At 61.8% G+C, this 19,687-nt stretch carries 19 protein-coding genes; 9 read left to right on the forward strand and 10 right to left on the reverse strand.

The window, feature by feature from the left end; translation table 11 throughout:
* Positions 1-20 precede the first annotated feature (20 nt).
* Positions 21-263 (forward strand): hypothetical protein, encoded by a 243-nt coding sequence (locus tag ACFQ95_RS18790; RefSeq protein ID WP_422833393.1) that lies wholly within the window; start codon positions 21-23, stop codon positions 261-263.
* Positions 264-267: 4 nt separating this feature from the next.
* Here the strand turns inward: ACFQ95_RS18790 and prfA are convergent, their stop codons facing one another.
* Together prfA and hemA are read right to left on the reverse strand one after the other, a co-directional pair.
* On the reverse strand, positions 268-1,362 hold the full coding sequence (gene prfA, locus ACFQ95_RS18795; RefSeq protein WP_422833394.1) for a peptide chain release factor 1: 1,095 nt from the start codon (positions 1,360-1,362) through the stop codon (positions 268-270).
* A gap of 126 nt (positions 1,363-1,488) precedes the next feature.
* Positions 1,489-2,787 (reverse strand): glutamyl-tRNA reductase, encoded by a 1,299-nt coding sequence (gene hemA, locus ACFQ95_RS18800; RefSeq protein ID WP_422833395.1) that lies wholly within the window; start codon positions 2,785-2,787, stop codon positions 1,489-1,491.
* Between the two features lie 83 nt (positions 2,788-2,870).
* On the opposite strand from hemA, the gene ACFQ95_RS18805 reads away from it, so the two are divergent.
* Complete coding sequence (locus tag ACFQ95_RS18805) at positions 2,871-3,143, forward strand: hypothetical protein (RefSeq protein WP_422833397.1); 273 nt, start codon at positions 2,871-2,873, stop codon at positions 3,141-3,143.
* A gap of 26 nt (positions 3,144-3,169) precedes the next feature.
* Here ACFQ95_RS18805 and ACFQ95_RS18810 read toward each other — a convergent pair whose 3' ends face one another.
* The 8 genes from ACFQ95_RS18810 to ugpB all read right to left on the reverse strand — a co-directional run bounded on the left by ACFQ95_RS18810 (position 3,170) and on the right by ugpB (position 9,373).
* A complete protein-coding gene (locus ACFQ95_RS18810) occupies positions 3,170-3,439 on the reverse strand; it encodes a DUF2277 domain-containing protein (RefSeq protein WP_422833398.1) in 270 nt (89 codons plus the stop codon).
* Positions 3,440-3,480: 41 nt separating this feature from the next.
* Entirely contained in the window at positions 3,481-3,801 is a 321-nt protein-coding gene (locus tag ACFQ95_RS18815; protein ID WP_422833399.1) for an antibiotic biosynthesis monooxygenase family protein, read from the reverse strand.
* 48 nt (positions 3,802-3,849) lie between these two features.
* Complete coding sequence (gene ugpQ, locus ACFQ95_RS18820; protein ID WP_422833401.1) at positions 3,850-4,626, reverse strand: glycerophosphodiester phosphodiesterase; 777 nt, start codon at positions 4,624-4,626, stop codon at positions 3,850-3,852.
* Positions 4,623-4,958 (reverse strand): bleomycin resistance protein, encoded by a 336-nt coding sequence (locus ACFQ95_RS18825; protein ID WP_422833402.1) that lies wholly within the window; start codon positions 4,956-4,958, stop codon positions 4,623-4,625. Before ACFQ95_RS18825 ends, ugpQ begins: the two co-directional genes overlap by 4 nt.
* Positions 4,959-4,960: 2 nt before the next feature.
* On the reverse strand, positions 4,961-5,965 hold the full coding sequence (locus ACFQ95_RS18830; RefSeq protein ID WP_422833403.1) for a sn-glycerol-3-phosphate import ATP-binding protein UgpC: 1,005 nt from the start codon (positions 5,963-5,965) through the stop codon (positions 4,961-4,963).
* 91 nt (positions 5,966-6,056) lie between these two features.
* Positions 6,057-6,908, reverse strand: coding sequence for a sn-glycerol-3-phosphate ABC transporter permease UgpE (gene ugpE / locus ACFQ95_RS18835; protein ID WP_422833405.1), 852 nt, complete (start codon positions 6,906-6,908; stop codon positions 6,057-6,059).
* A 154-nt stretch (positions 6,909-7,062) separates the two neighbouring features.
* Positions 7,063-7,944: a sn-glycerol-3-phosphate ABC transporter permease UgpA gene (ugpA, locus tag ACFQ95_RS18840; RefSeq protein WP_422833407.1), complete on the reverse strand. Its 882-nt coding sequence runs from the start codon at positions 7,942-7,944 to the stop codon at positions 7,063-7,065.
* A gap of 118 nt (positions 7,945-8,062) precedes the next feature.
* Positions 8,063-9,373: a sn-glycerol-3-phosphate ABC transporter substrate-binding protein UgpB gene (ugpB, locus tag ACFQ95_RS18845; protein WP_422833408.1), complete on the reverse strand. Its 1,311-nt coding sequence runs from the start codon at positions 9,371-9,373 to the stop codon at positions 8,063-8,065.
* 342 nt (positions 9,374-9,715) lie between these two features.
* Here ugpB and serA point away from each other — a divergent pair, with 342 nt between their 5' ends.
* The 7 genes from serA to ubiB all read left to right on the forward strand — a co-directional run bounded on the left by serA (position 9,716) and on the right by ubiB (position 19,605).
* On the forward strand, positions 9,716-10,945 hold the full coding sequence (serA, locus tag ACFQ95_RS18850; protein ID WP_422833410.1) for a phosphoglycerate dehydrogenase: 1,230 nt from the start codon (positions 9,716-9,718) through the stop codon (positions 10,943-10,945).
* Positions 10,946-11,103: 158 nt separating this feature from the next.
* On the forward strand, positions 11,104-15,012 hold the full coding sequence (locus ACFQ95_RS18855) for a DUF3683 domain-containing protein (RefSeq protein ID WP_422833412.1): 3,909 nt from the start codon (positions 11,104-11,106) through the stop codon (positions 15,010-15,012).
* Entirely contained in the window at positions 15,012-15,425 is a 414-nt protein-coding gene (locus tag ACFQ95_RS18860; RefSeq protein ID WP_422833413.1) for a gamma-butyrobetaine hydroxylase-like domain-containing protein, read from the forward strand. The genes ACFQ95_RS18855 and ACFQ95_RS18860 overlap by 1 nt, the downstream gene beginning before the upstream one ends.
* Before the next feature lie 158 nt (positions 15,426-15,583).
* Positions 15,584-16,315, forward strand: a complete 732-nt coding sequence (gene ubiE / locus ACFQ95_RS18865; protein WP_422833415.1) for a bifunctional demethylmenaquinone methyltransferase/2-methoxy-6-polyprenyl-1,4-benzoquinol methylase UbiE — start codon at positions 15,584-15,586, stop codon at positions 16,313-16,315.
* 27 nt (positions 16,316-16,342) lie between these two features.
* Complete coding sequence (locus ACFQ95_RS18870; protein WP_422833417.1) at positions 16,343-17,368, forward strand: Tim44 domain-containing protein; 1,026 nt, start codon at positions 16,343-16,345, stop codon at positions 17,366-17,368.
* A gap of 57 nt (positions 17,369-17,425) precedes the next feature.
* Positions 17,426-18,022: a hypothetical protein gene (locus ACFQ95_RS18875; protein WP_422833418.1), complete on the forward strand. Its 597-nt coding sequence runs from the start codon at positions 17,426-17,428 to the stop codon at positions 18,020-18,022.
* Positions 18,019-19,605 carry a ubiquinone biosynthesis regulatory protein kinase UbiB gene (ubiB, locus tag ACFQ95_RS18880; protein WP_422833419.1) on the forward strand — a complete coding sequence of 529 codons (1,587 nt, stop codon included), beginning with the start codon at positions 18,019-18,021 and terminating at the stop codon, positions 19,603-19,605. Before ACFQ95_RS18875 ends, ubiB begins: the two co-directional genes overlap by 4 nt.
* Positions 19,606-19,687 lie beyond the last annotated feature (82 nt).

A 19,687-nucleotide genomic window follows, 5' to 3' on the forward strand; every position in this document is an offset into this window, starting at 1 on the left:
CAGGCCACAAGGGAGCAGTCATGGAAAGCACACCCGTCAAATACTTGGTGATGATTGAAACGCAAGAAGGCATGACCGCCCGTTTTTTTGACGCCCAGCGGCGCCACATGTCCGACATTGACGCCTCGTCCGAAGAAGTGGTGGTGATGTTGCATGGCTTGGTGGCCGCGCCTATAGAGCCAGGCAGCCCGTGGTTAGAGGTGCTCAGCAGCCACAACCCACAGGAACTGGCCGAGGCCAAGATTTACACCCTGGAGGTTTGAGGGTTTAGCCGCCCACCGCCGTTCCGACCTCCAACTCGGCCAACTGCTCGGCCTCCTGGAAGGCGCGCAATGCGGCGATCACTTCGGCCAAGTCGCCTTCCATGATGAACAGCAGCTTGTACAGCGTGAGGTTGATGCGGTGGTCGGTCAAGCGGCCCTGCGGGAAGTTGTAGGTGCGGATGCGGTCGCTGCGGTCGCCGCTGCCAATCAAGCCCTTGCGCAACGCCGCATCTTTGGCAGCACGTTCGTTGGCATCTTTTTGCTGAATGCGTGCCGACAACACCTGCATGGCCTTGGCCTTGTTGCGGTGTTGCGAGCGGTCGTCCTGGCATTCGGCGACGATGCCCGTGGGGATGTGCGTGATGCGCACGGCCGAGTCGGTCTTGTTGATGTGCTGGCCGCCGGCGCCGCTGGCGCGGTAGGTGTCGATGCGCAGGTCGGCCGGATTGATCTGAATGGCCACGGCCTCGTCCGGCTCGGCCAACACCGCCACGGTGCAGGCGCTGGTGTGGATGCGGCCCTGGGTTTCGGTGGCCGGCACCCGTTGCACGCGGTGGCCGCCGGATTCAAACTTCAACTGGCCGTAAACGTTGTCGCCTTCGACGCGCAACACCACTTCCTTGAAGCCGCCGAGTTCGCTTTCGGAGGCACTCATGATCTCGGTGCGCCAGCCTTGGCGCTCGGCATAACGCGTGTACATGCGCAGCAGGTCGCCGGCGAACAAGGCCGACTCGTCGCCGCCCGTGCCGGCGCGGATTTCCATGAAGGCGTTGCGGCTGTCGTCCGGGTCCTTGGGCAGCAGCATGCGCTGCAGCTCGCCTTCGAGCTTTTCCAGTTCGGCTTCGGCCGAGGCAATTTCTTCTGCGGCCATGTCGGCCATTTCCGGGTCGCTCTGCATCTCTTGTGCGGCGGCCAGGTCGGCCTGGCGCTGCTGGTGGCGCAGATAACGTTCCGCCACCTGTGCCACGTCGTTGTGCTCGCGCGAGAGCAGCAAGAACTGCGGCATGTCCTTCATGATGTCTTCACGCGACAGCAGAAAGTCGAGTTCAGCCAGGCGCACGGCATAACGGTCGAGCTGTTGGCGGAGAAAGTTTTTCAAGGGAATCCTTGTGAGCGAAATCTAACGGGGGGAGGGCATGGCAGCCGAGACAGGCGCGATGCAACGGGTCGATTTGTTCAGGCGCACGGCACCTCAGTTGTGCCTGCCTGGCGTCGCAGAACTTCGCTAACGCTCTTTGCGCAGAAACAGCTTCTGGATCGCTTGTGCCGTGTGTTCGCGGGCGGTGGCGTCGCCGGCCTGCAGTTCGGCCATGGCGCCGTGCAGCATTTTTTGCGTGAGGCCGCGTGACAGCGCTTCCAGCACTGCGTCCACATCTTCGCCCCGCGCCAGCAGCTTGCGCGCACGCACCAACTCTGCGGCACGCCAGCTGTCGGCCTGCGCGTTGAGCTGTTGGATCAGCGGGACGGCGCCACGCTGGTCCATCCAGTGCATGAAGCTCTGCACACCGGCGTCGATGATGGCCTCGGCCTGCGCCACGGCGGCCTGGCGGTTGGCATGGCCGGTTTGCACCACGGTGGCCAAGTCGTCCACGGTGTAGAGGTAGACGTCTTCCAGCGCGCGCACTTCGGGCTCGATGTCGCGTGGCACGGCCAGGTCGACCATGAACATGGGGCGGTGGCGGCGTTGCTTCAGGGCGCGTTCGACGGCGCCCAGGCCTATGATGGGCAGCGTGCTGGCGGTGCAGCTCACCACGGCATCAAACTCGTGCAGGCGCGCGGGCAGGTCGGCCAAGCGCATCACCTCGCCGCCAAAACGTGTGGCCAGGCTTTCGCCACGCGCCATGGTGCGGTTGGCGACGCTAATGCCCTTGGGGTTTTTCGCGGCAAAGTGGGTGGCGGCGAGTTCTATCATCTCGCCCGCACCGACAAACAAAATCTTGACTTCGCTCAGGTCTTCAAACAGTTGCCCGGCCAGGCGCACGGCGGCAGCCGCCATGCTGATGGAGTGCGCGCCGATCTCGGTGGAGCTGCGCACTTCCTTGGCCACGGCAAACGAGCGTTGGAACAACTGGTTCAGCGTGGTGCCCAGCGCGCCAGCCTGGTCGGCCACACGAATGGCGTCTTTCATCTGCCCCAGGATTTGCGGCTCGCCCAGCACCATGGAATCCAGGCCGCTGGCCACGCGGAACGCATGGCGTGCGGCCAGGCCGTCCTGCAGGGTGTAGGCGTGTGAGCGCAGCAGTTGTGGCGACACACCGCCGGCGCTGGCGAGCCAATGCACGGTGTGGTCCAGCGCATGTTCGTCGCCGGCGCAATACACCTCGGTGCGGTTGCAGGTGGAGATGATGGCGGCTTCGGGGCCACGGGTTTGGTTGGCTCTGGCGCTGTTCGAGCGTGTGCTTTCGTGCAGCGCCGAGCGCAAACCGTTGAGTGTGGGGGCAATTTGGTCGAGTGCAAACGCAAACCGGCCGCGCAAATCCAGCGGAGCGGTGTTGTGATTGATGCCAAGTGCCCAGACAGCCATCTTAGGATTATAAAATTTGCCGAGCCCTCGCGCCGCACCTTTGCAGTGCAACCCTACAAATAGCAACATAGGTCAAAACTATCATGGGCTTTCTCGACGTGCTCTACCACCTGCTGAACTTCTTTGTGCCTGCGCTGGGCGTGGCCGTGCTGACCGTGCTGGGTTCTGCGGTTCTTATGAAGAGAAGCGCTGCAACGCCCGGCCTGCTTGCGCAGGCAGCTATCAACTTTGTAGTTTGCGCGGTGGTGTTGGTGGCTGGGCTGTGGCTGTTTGGCCGTGACGGCAAGATCGCCACCTATGCTGCGCTGGTGCTGGTGTGCGCCACCAGCCAGGCGTGGATGTTGCGCGGGCGTTGAGGTAATGTTGACCTGAGTCAATTTGTCTACCCGCCAAAACGCGCGATGGAGCGCGCCCGGGCCTTGGCAGCCTCTTCGTCACGGTTCTTGGCTGGGGCCGAAGTCACCAGCGAGGCGATCAATACACGTGCGGTCGCGGCCACTTGCTCCACCGCCTGTTCAAAAGCTGCCTCGTTGGCCTGAGACGGCACATTAAAACCACTCAGCTTGCGCACGAACTGCAAAGACGCGTCGCGTATTTCCAGCTCGGTGGCCGGTGGCTCGAAGTTGAAGAGGGTGCGGATGTTTCGGCACATGGCGAGGCTCCTCGTCGAGGTGATGACGTATAGGCCGAAATTTACACCGCAGAAAAATCGTAGTCGCGCTCGACTTTGCAGATGCGCGTCTTGTAGGCGCTGTACCAATGCTCGCGGCCGCGCTGTTGTGCCACTTGGTGGGCGGTGTCGCGTTTCCACGCAGCGATGGCTTCCAGGCTTTCCCAGTAAGAGACGGTGATGCCCACCTCTTCACGCGCCGATTCCACGCCCAGAAAACCGGGCTGTTTTTCTGCCGAAGCGACCATGGCGTCGGACATGCGGCCATAGCCGTTGTCGCCGTCGGTGCGCAGCGAGGTGAAGATGACGGCGTAATAGGGTGCGGCGGGGGTCTTGGCGATCATGGCTGAGACGTGAGTGGCTAAGGACTCAACTTTAGCCGCTCAGCAGCTTCAGCCGCGCCAGAGTTCCGGAGAAAACCGGTCGACGCGGTCGGTGATGATGGCGTCGGTGCCCAGGTCGATCAGGCGCTGCGCGGCCCAGGCGTCGTTCACGGTGTAGCTCAGCGCGCGCATGCCGGCGGCGTGTACCTGGGCGACGTTCTCGGCGTTCCACAGCGCGTGGTTGCAGACCACGGCGGCGCACTCCAATTGGCGCGCTGTGTCCAGCCAGCCATTGGTCAGCGTGTCGAGCAGCAGGCCGCGCGGAATGTGCGGCGCGGTGGCGCGTGCGCCCTCCAGGGATTCAGGTTTGAACGATGAGAAGAACGGCGGCACAGCTTCGTCTTTCCACCAACGAGCGGACAGTGCGCCGACCACGCGGCCGGTTTCTTCTTCCTGGCCGGGTGTGGGTTTGATCTCGATGTTCAGGAAGTAGCCGTTGGCAATGCAGTAACGCGCCAGTTGTTCTAGCGACGGCACGGCTTCGCCCGCATACGCACGTGAATGCCAGCCACCGGCGTCGAGCTGGGCCAGCTGGCCGAAGTCGCGTTCGCCGGCCGTGCCTTTGCCGTTGGTGGTGCGTTGCAACGTGGCGTCGTGCAGCAAGAAAGGCACGCCATCAAAGCTGAGCTTGGCGTCGCACTCGAACATGGTGTAGCCGTGTGCCGCGCCTAGGCGGAACGCTGCCATGGTGTTTTCGGGTGCCAGCTTGCCAGCGCCCCGGTGGGCCACCCAGCGTGGGTAGGGCCAGTGGGGCAAGGCTGTCGATGTGGTGTTGGCTTGGGTCATGTAGGTTCTCCGAACTTCAGGAGGTTGCCATGGGGGTCGATCACGTACAGCTCGCGCATGCCCCATTCGCGCTCCACGGGCGGCTTGAGTACCAGGCCACGGGCCGCAAAGTCGGCATGCAAGGCGCGGGTGTCGCCGCGCACGTAGCACGAGGTGTTTTCGGCAACGTGGCGGTCGCTGCCCAGCCAGAAGTGCAGCTCGCAGCCGTCGCGCGCCATGATCAGGTAGTCGGGCGCGTGCAGCAGGGCGGTAAAGCCGAGCTTTAGGCTGTAGAACGCTTCAGACTCGGCTAGGTTTAACGACGCCAAAACAGGCACCGTTGATGTGATCATGCTCAGATACGCTTGCCGGTTTCGGCGTTGAACCAGTGCAGGCGGTCTTCGCGCGGCTTGACGAAGATTTTCTCGTCTGGCGCTGGCGAGTGGCGGCCTTCTTCGATGCGCACAATGAGTTGTTCACCCGCCAGGCGGCCGTAGATGAGGCGTTCGGCGCCCAGCAGTTCCACGGTTTCGACCTGGATTTCCCAGCCCTCGTGGGCTACGTCGAGGTGCTCCGGGCGAATGCCCATGATGGCGCCGGCCTTGCCGCCGGGAGCGTTCTTCAACAGGTTCATGGGCGGTGAGCCGATGAAGCTGGCGACGAAGGTGGAGGCCGGTGTGTGGTAGACCTCTTCGGGCGTGCCGAACTGTTCCATGTTGCCGCCGTTCATCACCATCATGCGTTGTGCCAGCGTCATGGCTTCCACCTGGTCGTGGGTGACGAACAGGCTGGTGATGCCCAGTTCGCGGTGCAGCTTTTGAATCTCCAGGCGGGTTTGTGCGCGCAGCTTGGCGTCCAGGTTGGACAGTGGCTCGTCAAACAAAAACACCGAGGGTTGGCGCACGATGGCGCGGCCCATGGCCACACGCTGGCGCTGGCCACCTGACAGGGCGCGTGGCTTGCGTTCCAGCAGGTGGCCCAGTTCCAGAATCTTCGCCGCCTTGTCGACACGCGCCTTGATCTCGTCCACCGGCACCTTGGCGATCTTCAGGCCATAGGCCATGTTTTCGAACACGCTCATGTGCGGATACAGCGCGTAGTTCTGGAACACCATGGCGATGTCGCGCTTGGCGGGTTCCAGGTCGTTGACCACGCGGTCGCCGATGGAGATGGTGCCGTCGCTGACTTCTTCCAGGCCGGCCACCATGCGCAGCAGCGTGGATTTGCCGCAGCCCGAGGGGCCCACAATGACGATGAATTCGTGGTCGGTGATTTCGGCGTTCACGCCGTGTAATACCTGTACCGCCGATTTACCCGAGCCGTAGCGCTTGACGACGTTCTTGAGAGAGATGGAAGCCATAGATGAAAATCTTTTTTACTATCAATTGAGTAGCTGCTGTCGCTTATTTAGTAAGCGTCAAAGGCCAATTTGGTTCTGAATGGGTCTGGGCTTATTTTTCGGTGTCCACCAAGCCTTTGACGAACCATTTCTGCATCAACATCACCACCAGCGCGGGTGGCAGCATGGCCAGCAGGGCCGTGGCCATGACCACGTTCCATTCGTTTTGCCCGTCGCCGCCGGCGATCATGCGTTTGATGCCTATCACCACCGGGTACATGTCTTCGGTGGTGGTGGCCAGCAGCGGCCAGAGGTACTGGTTCCAGCCGTAGATGAACTGGATCACAAACAGCGCGGCGATCGAGGTGCGCGACAGTGGCACCAATACATCGACAAAGAAACGCATGGGGCTGGCGCCGTCCATGCGAGCGGCTTCCACCAGTTCATCGGGCACCGTCAGGAAAAACTGGCGGAACAGGAAGGTGGCCGTGGCCGAGGCGATCAGCGGTACGGTCAGGCCGGCATAGCTGTTGAGCATGCCCAGGTCGGACACCACCTGGTAGGTCGGGCCGATACGCACCTCCACCGGCAGCATCAAGGTGATGAAGATCAGCCAGAACACCAGGTTCTTCAGTGGGAAGCGGAAGTAGACGATGGCAAATGCCGACAGCAGCGAGATTGCAATCTTGCCGAAGGTGATGACCATGGCCGAGACAAAGCTCACCCACATCATGCGCGCCACCGGAGCGGTGGAGCCGGCACCGCTGTCGCGGCCGAACAGCGCGGCCTTGTAGGTCTCCCAGAAATGGCCGCCGGGCAGCAAAGGCATGGGCGCCTGCACAATTTCCTGCGCCGTGTGGGTGGAGGCGACAAAGGCCAGATACAGCGGGAAGGCGACGATGGCCACTCCCAAAATCATGACCACGTGGGCGAGGATGCCCAGGGTGGGGCTACGTTCAACCATGGTCAACTCCCATGAACTTCTTCATAAACGATAAGGGTGCTTGTGTTTTCATGGGGACACCACGGAACCGGCTTTGCCGGGCCGTAGGTGTCGCCCCCTGCAAGGGGGTTGGCGAAGCGACACGAAGTGCGCGCAGACTGGGGGTGTTCCGCATTCAGTACTGCACTTTCTTTTCGACGTAGCGGAATTGCACGACCGTCAGGGCCACCACGATGATCATCAGCACCACCGACTGCGCAGCCGAGCTGCCCAGGTCCATGGCCTTGAAGCCGTCGTAATACACCTTGTAGACCAGGATGGCCGTGTCTTTGCCCGGGCCGCCCTGGGTGGCTGCGTCAACGATGGCGAAGGTGTCGAAGAAGGCGTAGACCACGTTGATCACCAGCAGGAAGAAGGTGGTCGGCGACAGCAGCGGGAATTGAATCGTCCAGAAGCGGCGCAGCGGGCCGGCGCCGTCAATCGAGGCGGCTTCGATCAGCGACTTCGGGATCGATTGCAGGCCTGCCAGGAAAAACAGGAAGTTGTAGGAAATCTGCTTCCAGATCGACGCCATGACGATCAGCGTCATGGCGTGGGTAGAGTTCAGCAGGTGGTTCCAGTCGATGCCGATCTTGCCCAGGGCGTACGACACCACACCCAGCGAGGGCGAAAACATGAACACCCACAATACCGCCGCCACCGCAGGGGCTACGGCGTAGGGCAGGACCAGCATGGTTTTGTAGAACATGGCCATGCGCACCACGCGGTCGGCAAAAATCGCCAGCAGCAGCGACAAGGCTATGCCTATGGTGGCCACCAGCACCGAGAACAGGGCCGTGGTCTTGAAGGATTCGAGGTAGGCCGGGTCGTTGAACAGGGCCGCAAAGTTCTGCAAGCCCACCCACTCGGTGGACGTGCCAAACGCGTCCTGCTGCTGCAGCGACTGCACCAGCGCCTGGCTCGCGGGCCAGAAGAAGAAGACCACGATGATGGCCATCTGTGGTGCGATCAGCAGCCAGGGCAGCCAGGTCGATTTAAAGAGAACACGTTTTTCCATGGGCTTGCAGTGCTGTGACCAAAGTGTTGATCGGGATAAAAATTGTCGGTCTCTTGAAACGGAAAAAGCAGATGGAGCCCATCTGCTTTTTCGCTAAACCTTAGAGACTAAAGAAGGTTTAGGACTTGTTGGCTTTCTGGAATTTCTCCAGCAACTCGTCGCCGCGTTTGACGATGCTGTCCAGCGCTTCCTTGGCAGACTTCTTGCCGGCCCAGACTTGTTCGAGTTCCTCGTCTTCAATCGCGCGGATCTGCACATAGTTGCCCAGGCGGATGCCGCGGCTCTTGTCCGTCACCTTGCGGATCATCTGGGTCACGGCCACGTCGGTGCCGGGGTTCTCTTTGTAGAAGCCCGATTTTTCGGTCAACTCGTAGGCGGCGGTGGTCACAGGCAGGTAACCGGTGCGCTTGTGGCTGGCGGACTGTACTTCAGGACGCGAGATGAACTGGAAGAACTCCGCCACGCCCTTGTATTCGTCGGCCTTCTTGCCAGACATGACCCACAGGCTGGCGCCACCGATGACGGTGTTCTGCGGTGCGCCGGGCACGTCCTGGTAGTAGGGCAGGGGAGCCAGGCCATAAGCGAACTTGGCGTTCTTGGCGACGTTGCCGTAGAAGCCGGACGAGGTGTTCACCATGGCGCATTCGCCCGACACAAAGCTGGCTTCAGGCACGTTGCCACGGCCCTTGTAGACAAACAGGCCTTGTTTGGCCATGTTGGCCAGGTTCTCGATGTGGCGCACGTGCAGTGGCGAGTTGATCTTCATGCGTGCGTCCAGGCCGGCCAGGCCGTTGCTCTTGGTCGCAAATTCAACGTTGTGCCAGGCGGAGAAGCTCTCCAGCTGCGTCCAACCTTGCCAGGCGGTGGTGAACGGGCACTTGTGGCCGGCGGCCTTGAGCTTGGCGGCGGCGGCCACCACTTCAGGCCAGGTTTGTGGCGCCTTGTCGGTAGGCAGGCCAGCGGCCTTGAAGGCGTCCTTGTTGAAGTAGAAGATGGTGGTCGAGCTGTTGAACGGGAAGCTCAGCATCTGGCCGTTGGGGGCCGTGTAATAACCGGCCACGGCGCCAATGTAGGCCGACGGGTCGAACTTCACGCCGGCATCTTTCATCACCTGGCCCACGGGCACGATGGCGCCCTTGCTGGCCATCATGGTGGCGGTGCCGACTTCAAACACTTGCAGTATGTGTGGTGCATTGCCGGCGCGGAAGGCGGCGATGGACGCAGTCATGGACTCGTCGTAGGTGCCCTTGTAGGTCGGCACCACTTTGTATTTGGTTTGGCTGGCGTTGAAGTCCTTGGCCAGGTCGTTGACCCATTCGCCGTTCACGGCCGTCATCGAATGCCACCACTGGATTTCCGTTTGGGCTTGTGCCGAGGCGATCGCGCCTATGGCTGCAAACGCAGCAATGGCCAAATTTCTAATCTTCATCTATCTACTCCTGGTCAGAGAAACGGAAAATCTTATGTCTGTGGTGTGACAAAGTTGTGAATTGTCAGCTACACAACACCCGCCCTGAGGCCGGGTTAACCCGTTCGGCAAACGGCTGTTGCGAGCGCGCAAGTGTAGTGGTTTGTTACAGCCATCCGCACCAAGCTGTGGCATTGGCGACTCCCAGGCGGTGCGCTAAAGCCCTGATGGCGGTGTTGCTGTGTGCCCCTGGCACCGAAATGGTGCGGTGCAGCATGCTAGGATCGCGCCGATTTTGGGGGCCAGATTTACGTCAACACGCCCCCTGGCAACGGTTCACAAACTCCATTAGTTGGGCAACGCATGAGCAAGACTTCCCTGGACAAAAGCAAGATCAAATTTCTTCTGCTGGAGGGTGTGCATCCCTCCGCTGTAGAGGTGCTGAAATCCGCGGGTTACTCTCAAATCGAAACCCTGCCCGGCGCGCTGCCCGATGCCCAGCTCAAGGAAAAGATTGCCGATGTGCATTTCATCGGCATCCGCTCGCGCACCCAGTTGACGGCCGAAGTGTTTGCCGCCGCCCCCAAGCTGGTGGCGGCCGGCTGCTTCTGCATAGGCACCAACCAGGTCGACCTGGAAGCCGCGCGCGAACGCGGCATTGCGGTGTTCAACGCACCGTTCTCCAACACCCGCTCGGTGGCCGAGCTGGTGCTGGCCGAAGCCATTCTGCTGCTGCGCGGCGTGCCCGAGAAAAGCGCCGTGGCGCACCGTGGTGGCTGGCTCAAGTCGGCCGAAAACTCGTACGAGATCCGTGGCAAGACGCTGGGCATCGTCGGTTACGGCTCCATAGGCACGCAGCTGTCGGTGCTGGCCGAAGCGCTGGGCATGCATGTGATCTTCTTTGACGTGGTCACCAAGCTGCCTTTGGGCAATGCACGCCAGGTGGGCAATCTGCACGATCTGCTGGCGCAAAGCGACGTGGTCAGCCTGCACGTGCCCGAAACACCGGCTACACAATGGATGATTGGCGCCAAGGAAATCGCCGCTTTGAAGCCTGGCGCGGTGTTTATCAATGCCTCGCGCGGCACCGTGGTCGAGATCGAACCCCTGGCCCAGGCCCTGCGCGACAAAAAGCTGCTGGGCGCTGCCTTGGATGTGTTCCCCGAAGAACCGCGCAGCAACAAAGACGAGTTTTTGTCGCCACTGCGCGGGCTGGACAACGTCATCCTCACACCCCACGTGGGCGGCTCCACCATGGAGGCCCAGGCCAACATCGGCCTGGAAGTGGCGGAAAAGCTCGTCAAATACAGCGACAACGGCACCTCCACTTCGTCGGTCAACTTCCCTGAAGTGGCCCTGCCGGCGCACCCCGGCAAACACCGCCTGCTGCACATCCACCGCAATGTGCCGGGTGTGTTGTCGGCCGTGAACCAGGTGTTCTCCGACAACAAGATCAACATCGCCGGGCAGTTCCTGCAGACCAACGAGGCCATTGGCTACGTGGTGATCGACATCGACGCCGCCTCCAGCGATCTGGCTTTGGAAAAACTGGCACAGGTGCCGGGCACGCTGCGCGCCCGCGTTTTGTTCTAAACACCGCACCTCGGCTGAGGTTTGCCAACGGCCACGCAAGTGGCCGTTTTGATTTGTGTACATGGATATGACGCCAGAGCGGGGCGCGCGCCGCGCCGCTGGCCTAAAATCGTCCCTCCAAGGCCCAGGGCCCGTCTGCCCCACCCAGGTTACCCCACATGAATGCACCTACCGCCCTGTCCACGCTGTTGTCACAGGCACCCGAGTCGGTTCGCTTGCGCGAAATTCCGTATAACTACACCTCGTTTTCCGACCGTGAAATCGTCATCCGTCTGCTCGGCCACAAGGCCTGGGACCTGCTGAACTCACTGCGCGAAGAGCGCCGTACCGGCCGTTCAGCCCGCATGTTGTATGAAGTGCTGGGCGACATCTGGGTCGTGCAGCGCAACCCCTACCTGCAGGACGACCTGCTGGACACGCCCAAGCGCCGCAAGCAACTGGTCGACGCGCTGCAGCACCGCCTGAGCGAAGTCGAAAAGCGCCGCACGCCCGGTGCCGATGCCGCGCGCGACGCCCTGGTCGGTGAGTTGCTGGCCAGCGCGCGCCAGGCCGTGCAAACCTTTAATGCGGCGTTTGTCGAAGTGGCCGACCTGCGCCGCGCCGCACGCCGCCAGTTGGGCAAGCTGACGGCCAAGGACAACATCAAGTTCGACGGCCTGAGCCGTGTGTCGCATGTGACCGACGCCACCGACTGGCGCGTCGAATACCCGTTTGTCGTGCTCACACCCGATACCGAGGCTGAAATGGCCGGGCTGGTGAAGGGCTGTATAGACCTGGGCCTGACCATCGTGCCGCGTGGCGGCGGCACCGGCTACACCGGCGGCGCGATTCCGCTGACCTGGAAGTCGGCCGTGATCAACACCGAAAAGCTCGAGGCCATGACCGAGGTCGAGATGCTGACGCTGCCCGGTGTGGACCAGCCCGTGGCCACCATCTGGACCGAAGCCGGCGTGGTCACCCAGCGTGTGGCCGATGCGGCCGAGCGCGGCGGCCATGTGTTTGCGGTCGATCCAACCTCGGCCGAAGCCTCGTGTGTGGGCGGCAACATCGCCATGAACGCGGGCGGCAAGAAGGCCGTGTTGTGGGGCACGGCGCTGGACAACCTGGCTTCGTGGCGCATGGTGACGCCGCAGGCCGAGTGGCTGGAAGTTACCCGCATCAACCATAACCTGGGCAAGATCCACGACGTGGAAGTGGCCAGCTTTGAGCTGCAGTACTTTGCGGCTGACGGCAAAACGCCACTGCGCAAAGAGCGGCTCGACATTCCCGGCAGCACCTTCCGCAAGGAAGGCCTGGGCAAGGACGTGACCGACAAGTTCCTGGCCGGCCTGCCAGGCATACAGAAAGAAGGCTGCGACGGCTTGATCACCAGCGGCCGCTGGATCGTGCACCGCATGCCGCAACACACCCGTACCGTGTGCCTGGAGTTCTTTGGCAATGCCAAAGACGCGGTGCCGAGCATCGTGGAAATCAAGGACTTCATGTTCGCCGAGCAAAAGCGCTCGGGTGTGCTGCTGGCCGGCCTGGAGCATCTGGACGACCGTTATCTGAAGGCCGTGGGTTACACCACCAAGTCGAAGAAAAATGGCGGCCTGCCAAAGATGGTGCTGTTTGGCGACATTGCCGGCGACAACGCCGACGATGTGGCGCGCGTCACCTCCGAGGTGGTGCGCATCGCCAACTCGCGCAGCGGTGAAGGCTTCATCGCCATCAGCCCCGAAGCGCGCAAGAAGTTCTGGCTGGACCGCAAACGCACGGCCGCCATCAGCCGCCACACCAACGCCTTCAAGATCAACGAAGACGTGGTGATTCCGCTGCCGCGCATGGCCGAATACACCGATGGCATCGAACGTATCAACATCGAGCTGAGCCTGCGCAACAAGCTCGACTTCTGCGATGCGCTCACCAACTTCTTTGCCAAGGGCCAACTGCCGCTGGGCAAACAAGACGACGCACACGAAATCCCCAGCGCCGAGCTGCTGGAAGACCGTGTGGCCCAGGCCCTGGCACTGGTGGCCGATGTGCGCCAACTCTGGCAGGGCTGGCTGGACCAGGTCGACACGCTGTTCCCGCAGTTGCAGGACCACACGCTGCGTGCGAGCTGGAAGGCGCAAATCCGCCCGGGCCTGCAAAAGATCTTCTCGGGTGCGGCGTTCCAGCCCATCCTGGACGAGTGCAACAGCATCCACAAAAGCGTGCTCAAGGGCCGCGTCTGGGTGGCCCTGCACATGCACGCCGGCGACGGCAACGTGCACACCAACCTGCCGGTGAACAGCGACAACTACGAAATGCTGCAGACGGCGCACGAAGCCGTGAAACGCATCATGGTGCTGGCGCGCAGCCTGGACGGCGTGATTTCTGGCGAGCACGGCATAGGCATCACCAAGCTCGAATTCTTGAGCGACGAAGAGCTGCGTCCGTTTGCCGAATACAAACAACGGGTGGACCCCGAAGGCCGTTTCAACAAGGGTAAGCTGCTACGTAAACCAGAGCTGGCTACGCCCGTGGCTACTGTATCAAAGCCAGATTCGATGCTGGAAATGCACGCCGATCTGACCAACGCCTACACGCCAAGTTTTGGCCTGATGGGTCACGAGTCGCTGATCATGCAGCAGAGCGACATTGGCGACATTGCCGCCAGCATGAAAGACTGCCTGCGCTGCGGCAAATGCAAGCCGGTATGCGCCACCCACGTGCCGCGCGCCAACCTGCTGTACAGCCCGCGCAACAAGATTCTGGCGACCTCGCTGCTGGTTGAAGCCTTCCTGTACGAAGAGCAGACGCGCCGTGGTGTCAGCATCAAACACTGGGAGCAGTTTGAAGACGTGGCCGACCATTGCACGGTGTGCCACAAGTGCCTGTCCCCTTGCCCGGTGAAGATCGACTTTGGCGATGTGACCATGAACATGCGCAACCTGCTGCGCAAGATGGGCAAGAAGAGTTTCCGTCCGGGCAACGCGGCGGCCATGTTCTTCCTCAACGCCACCAACCCCGAGACCATCAAGCTGGCGCGTTCGGCCATGGTCAACGTGGGCTTCAAGGCGCAACGCCTGGCCAACGACGTGTTGCGTGTGGCTGCCCGCAAACAAACCAGCGCGCCACGCGCCACGGTGGGCACGGCGCCGATCAAAGAGCAGGTGATCCACTTCATCAACAAGAAGATGCCGGGCGGCCTGCCCAAGCGCACCGCGCGTGCCCTGTTGGACATTGAAGACAGCGACTACGTGCCCATCATCCGCAACCCCAAGGCCACCACGGCCGAAACGGAAGCGGTGTTCTACTTCCCCGGCTGCGGCTCCGAGCGCCTGTTCAGCCAGGTGGGCTTGGCCACGCAGGCCATGCTGTGGCAGGCCGGTGTGCAAACCGTGTTGCCGCCGGGTTATCTGTGCTGCGGCTACCCGCAAAAGGGCAGTGGCCAGTTCGACAAGGCCGACAAGATCATCACCGACAACCGCGTGTTGTTCCACCGCGTGGCCAATACGCTGAACTACCTCGACATCAAAACCGTGGTGGTGAGCTGTGGCACGTGTTACGACCAGTTGCAGGGCTACCAGTTCGACAAGATCTTCCCCGGCTGCCGCATCATCGACATCCACGAATATCTGCTGGAAAAAGGCATCACCCTGAACACCGCTGGCGGCGGCTACCTGTACCACGACCCTTGCCACACGCCTATGAAGCTGCAGGAGCCGATGAAAACGGTGAAGGCGCTGATGGGCGACAACGTGCTCAAGAGCGAACGCTGCTGCGGCGAGAGCGGCACGCTGGGCGTGACCCGGCCCGACATCTCCACGCAGATCCGCTTCCGCAAGGAAGAAGAGCTGCGCAAGGGCGAGGCCAAGCTGCGCGACAGCGGTGCCGTGGCGCCACAGGACAACGTGAAGATACTCACCAGCTGCCCGAGCTGCCTGCAAGGCCTGAGCCGCTACGGCAACGACCTGCAAAACGGGCTGCTCGAAGCTGACTACATCGTGGTTGAAATGGCGAACAAGATCCTCGGTGAGTCGTGGCTTGAAGACTACGTGGCCGCGGCCAACAACGGCGGCATTGAGCGGGTGCTGGTCTGATGGCCGGGCTCACCGCTGGCGCACCAACGCCCACTGCCATCACCGTGCACCAGCAGTCGCGGGTGCTGGAAGTGGGCTTCTCGGACGGCGCGGTGTTCCGCATTTCATTCGAGCTGATGCGTGTGTATTCGCCATCCGCCGAAGTACAGGGCCACGGCCCCGGCCAAGAGAAACTGCAGACCGGCATGCGCGAGGTGGAATTGGCGGGCCTGGAGCCCGTGGGCAACTACGCCGTGCAGCCGGAATTTTCAGACGGCCACAACACCGGCATCTTCACTTGGGACTACCTGTATTTCCTGGGTAGCGAGCAAGAAAAGCTGTGGGCGGACTACGCCGCACGGCTGGCTGCAGCGGGTGTAGAGCGTGATGCGCCTATGCCTGCGAAAGGTGGCCACGGCTGCAGTTCGCATTGAGTCTCTGTTTTTATCTTGTGCTCACAAATAAGTAGCAACTCGTGCTTGAACAATGCGGGTTTGGGACTTATCTAACTTTTGAGTTTTAGCGCTAATGGCCTGCCCAATTGCAGGGTTGCAGCAGCGTGTTTTGATCAATCTGACCTAGCATACAAATCATGGCATCCACCCACTTTGGTTTTCAGTCAGTCGAAGAGCAGGACAAGGCGCGTCACGTACGCGGCGTGTTCGATTCGGTGGCGCCCAAGTACGACTTGATGAACGACGTCATGTCCATGGGCCTGCACCGCGCCTGGAAGGCTTACACCGTGATGGTGGCCAATCTGCGCGAAGGCTCCCAGGTGCTTGACATCGCCGGTGGCACGGGCGATCTGGCGATGGCGTTTGCCAAGAAGGTCGGCACCACCGGCCGGGTGGTGCACACCGACATCAACGAAGCCATGCTGCGCACCGGGCGCGACCGCCTGCTGGACGCCGGCATCGTGTTGCCTACTCTGGTGTGTGACGCTGAAAAGCTGCCGTTCGACAGCGCGAGTTTTGATGTGGTGAGTGTGGCCTTTGGCCTGCGCAACATGACACACAAAGACGCCGCGCTGGCGGAGATGTGCCGCGTGTTGAAGCCGGGTGGCAAGTTGCTGGTGCTCGAATTTTCCAAGGTGGCCAAGCCTCTGGAGAAGGTGTACGACTGGTATTCGTTCAAGGTGCTGCCGCAGATGGGCAAGCTGCTGGCGGGTGATGACGCCAGCTACCGCTACCTGGCCGAGTCGATTCGCATGCACCCGAGCCAAAAGGAATTAAAAGCGTTGATGCAGGCCAATGGCTTTGGCCATGTGGACTATCACAACATGACGGGCGGCATGGTGGCCCTGCACGTGGGTATCAAGTGTTAGTTGGTCGATAAATTATTTGGAGCGAATATGAAGATCTGGGCGATGGTTTTGACGGCAGCCTTGGCGCTGACCACTGTGCTCGACGCCGATGCGGCGCGTCGCATGGGTGGCGGCAAGTCAATCGGCAAGCAGTCCAACAACGTGACGCAGCGTGAATCTGCAGGCACGCCGCCTGCTGGTGCTCCTGCGCAAAACTCCGCGGCCGCAGCACCTGCGAAGCCCGCAACGCCAGCCGCAGCAACACCTGCGGCAGCGCCGAAAAAGCCTTGGGGCGCGATGCTGGGCGGCCTGGCCGCCGGTTTGGGCTTGGCCTGGTTGGCGAGTTCGCTGGGCCTGGGCGCAGAGTTTGGTCAGTTCTTGATGATTGCGCTGTTGGTGCTGGTTGCCATGGTGGTGATCGGCATGATCATGCGAGCGCGCAAAGCGTCGGCCGCGAATGGCGGCGGCGCGCAACGTAACAGCAGCCCGTTTGCTTTCCAAGGTGCTGGCGCTGGTGCCGGTGGTGCCACCACCGCGCCGACCTATCGCCCCGAAAACGTGGGCAACGACGCTTCGGCGCGCCCATGGGAGCGCTCAAACTCCACGTTCGACGGCTCCGCCGCCGGCACGGGTGCGCAATCCGGTCTGGGCATTGGCTCGGCACTGATGGGCAGCCAGAGCTGGGGCATCCCCGCTGGTTTTGATGTGGAAGGTTTCCTGCGCTCCGCCAAGGGCAACTTTGTGACGCTGCAGACCGCCTGGGACAACGCCGACATCCAATCGCTGCGTTCCATGATGACCGATGGCATGCTGCAGGAAATCCAGTCGCAACTGCAAGAGCGCGAACACCACATCGGTGGCCAGACCAACAAGACCGACGTGGTCATGCTCGAAGGCAAGCTGCTGGGCATAGAAGATCTGGGTGACGACTACATGGCGAGTGTCGAGTTCTCCGGCATGATCCGTGAAGAACCCTCGGCCGGCCCAAGCCCGTTCCGCGAAGTGTGGAACATGACCAAGCCGAAGAACGGCGCCAGCGGCTGGCTGGTGGCAGGTGTGCAAGCACTGCAATAACAGAGATCGCAAGGTTTCTAGCGCCTTCGAGGTGCGGAATCAGTGAAAATGGGGACTATGGCAACACAGTCCCCTTTTTCTTTTGTGACCGATCTTCTCAACCAACTCGGCAAGCTAGGCTCCGGCTTTCAGCCACCGCCCTGGGTGGTCGACGAAGCCCAGCACCGCGTGGTGCTGCTGCTCAACCATGTGTTGATGCAGGAGCCCGAGGCCATGACGCGCCTGGCGCGGCAAAAGGGGCAGGTGGTGCTGATGCAGTGGCGCCAGTTCAACATGAAGCTGCTGGCCACACCCGCCGGCCTGCTGGACCGGGCCGAGCCACACGCGGCTGCCGACCTGACCCTGACCGTCACCGACGAATCCCCGCTGCAACTGGCGCAAGCCGTGCTGCGTGGCGACAAACCCGGTGTGCGCATCGAAGGTGATGTGCAATTGGCGGCCGAAGTGAACTGGCTGGTGGACCATGTGCGCTGGGACCTGGAAGATGACCTGGCGCGCCTGATAGGCGACGCACCTGCCCATACCGTGGGCCAGGTGGCACGCAGCGTGGTGACGGCCTTGCGTCGTTTTGTCGGCAGCCGCCGCAACAGCGATGCGGCCGCAGGCGTGGACGAGGCATCGGTAGCCTCCGGCGCCCCCAAGGCGGCTCCATGAGCCGGATGTTTCGCGGCGTCTACATCGTCTGGATTCTTCTTCGCTACGGTCTTGATGAACTGGTTCTGACCAGCTTGCAAAAGCCTTGGCTGCACGTGGTGGTGCGCATCATCACCGTGGGCCGCCGGCTTGACGCGCCGCGTGGCCAGCGTCTGCGCCAGGCGCTGGAACGCCTGGGCCCGATTTTTGTGAAATTTGGGCAGGTGTTGTCCACGCGCCGCGACCTGCTGCCACCCGACATCGCTGACGAACTGGCGCGTCTGCAAGACCGCGTGCCGCCGTTCCCCACCGAAGTGGCTGTCGCCACCATCGAGCGTGCGTTCCGTCGCAAGGTGGACGACATTTTTGTGAGCTTTGACCGCACACCCGTGGCCAGTGCGTCCATCGCGCAAGTGCACTTTGCCGTGCTGCGTGACCGCCAGGGCCAAGCGCGCAACGTGGCGGTGAAGGTGCTGCGTCCGGGCATGTTGCCGGCGATTGAGAAAGACCTGTCGCTGCTGCGCATGCTCGCGGCTTGGGTGCAAGGTTTGTCGGCTGATGGCAAGCGCCTCAAGCCCATGGAAGTGGTGGCGGAGTTCGACAAATACCTGCACGACGAGTTGGATCTGGTGCGCGAGGCGTCGAGCGCGGCGCAGTTGCGGCGCAACATGGACGGGCTAGACCTGGTGTTGATCCCCGAGATGTTCTGGGATTTCTGCGCCACCGAAGTGATCGTGATGGAGCGTATGGTGGGTGTGCCCATCAGCCAGACCGACCGCTTGCGCGCGGCCGGCATAGACCTGCCCAAGCTGGCGCGTGATGGGGTGACCTTGTTCTTCACGCAGGTGTTCCGCGATGGCTTTTTCCACGCCGACATGCATCCTGGCAATATTCTGGTGAGCACCGAGCCCGAGACCTTTGGCCGCTACATCTCGCTTGACTTCGGCATCGTGGGCACGCTGACCGAGTTCGACAAAGAGTACCTGGCGCAGAACTTCACGGCGTTTTTTCGCCGCGACTACAAACGTGTCGCCGAGCTGCACATCGAATCCGGCTGGGTGCCACAGAACACCCGGGTGGACGAGCTGGAAGCCGCCATCCGCGCCGTGTGTGAGCCGTACTTCGACCGGCCGCTGAAGGAAATCTCGCTCGGCATGGTGCTGATGCGCCTGTTCCAGACCTCGCGCCGCTTCCAGGTGGAAATTCAGCCGCAACTGGTGCTGCTGCAGAAAACCCTGCTGAACATCGAGGGTTTGGGGCGTGAACTCGATCCCGAACTCGACCTGTGGGCCACGGCCAAGCCATTTCTTGAAAAATGGATGCTCGAACAGGTGGGCCCGCAGGCGCTGTTCCGGCAACTGCGCAACGAAGCGCCACGCTACGCCAAGCTGCTGCCGGAAGTGCCGCGCCTGCTGGTGGACTATTTGCGTCGTGGCGGACCCGATGGTGAGCAGGCGCAGCAACGGCGCTTGTTCGAAGAACTGCTGGTGGAGCAAAAGCGTACCAATCGGCTGCTGCAGCGCCTGGTCTACGTGGCCGCCGGTTTCGCCATTGGCTTGTTCGCCATGCAGTTGTTGTTCCGTGTGCAGTGGTGGGGGTATTGACGGGGGCGCCAGGGCAGGGCGACACCGGCGCGTGCGGCTGGGCTTGGGCGTCATTGCACGCCTTATAATCAAAGGTTTTTGG

It is taken from the genome of Variovorax sp. HJSM1_2 (genome assembly GCF_049316285.1).
In the GTDB taxonomy this organism is placed as follows: domain Bacteria; phylum Pseudomonadota; class Gammaproteobacteria; order Burkholderiales; family Burkholderiaceae_C; genus Rhodoferax_B.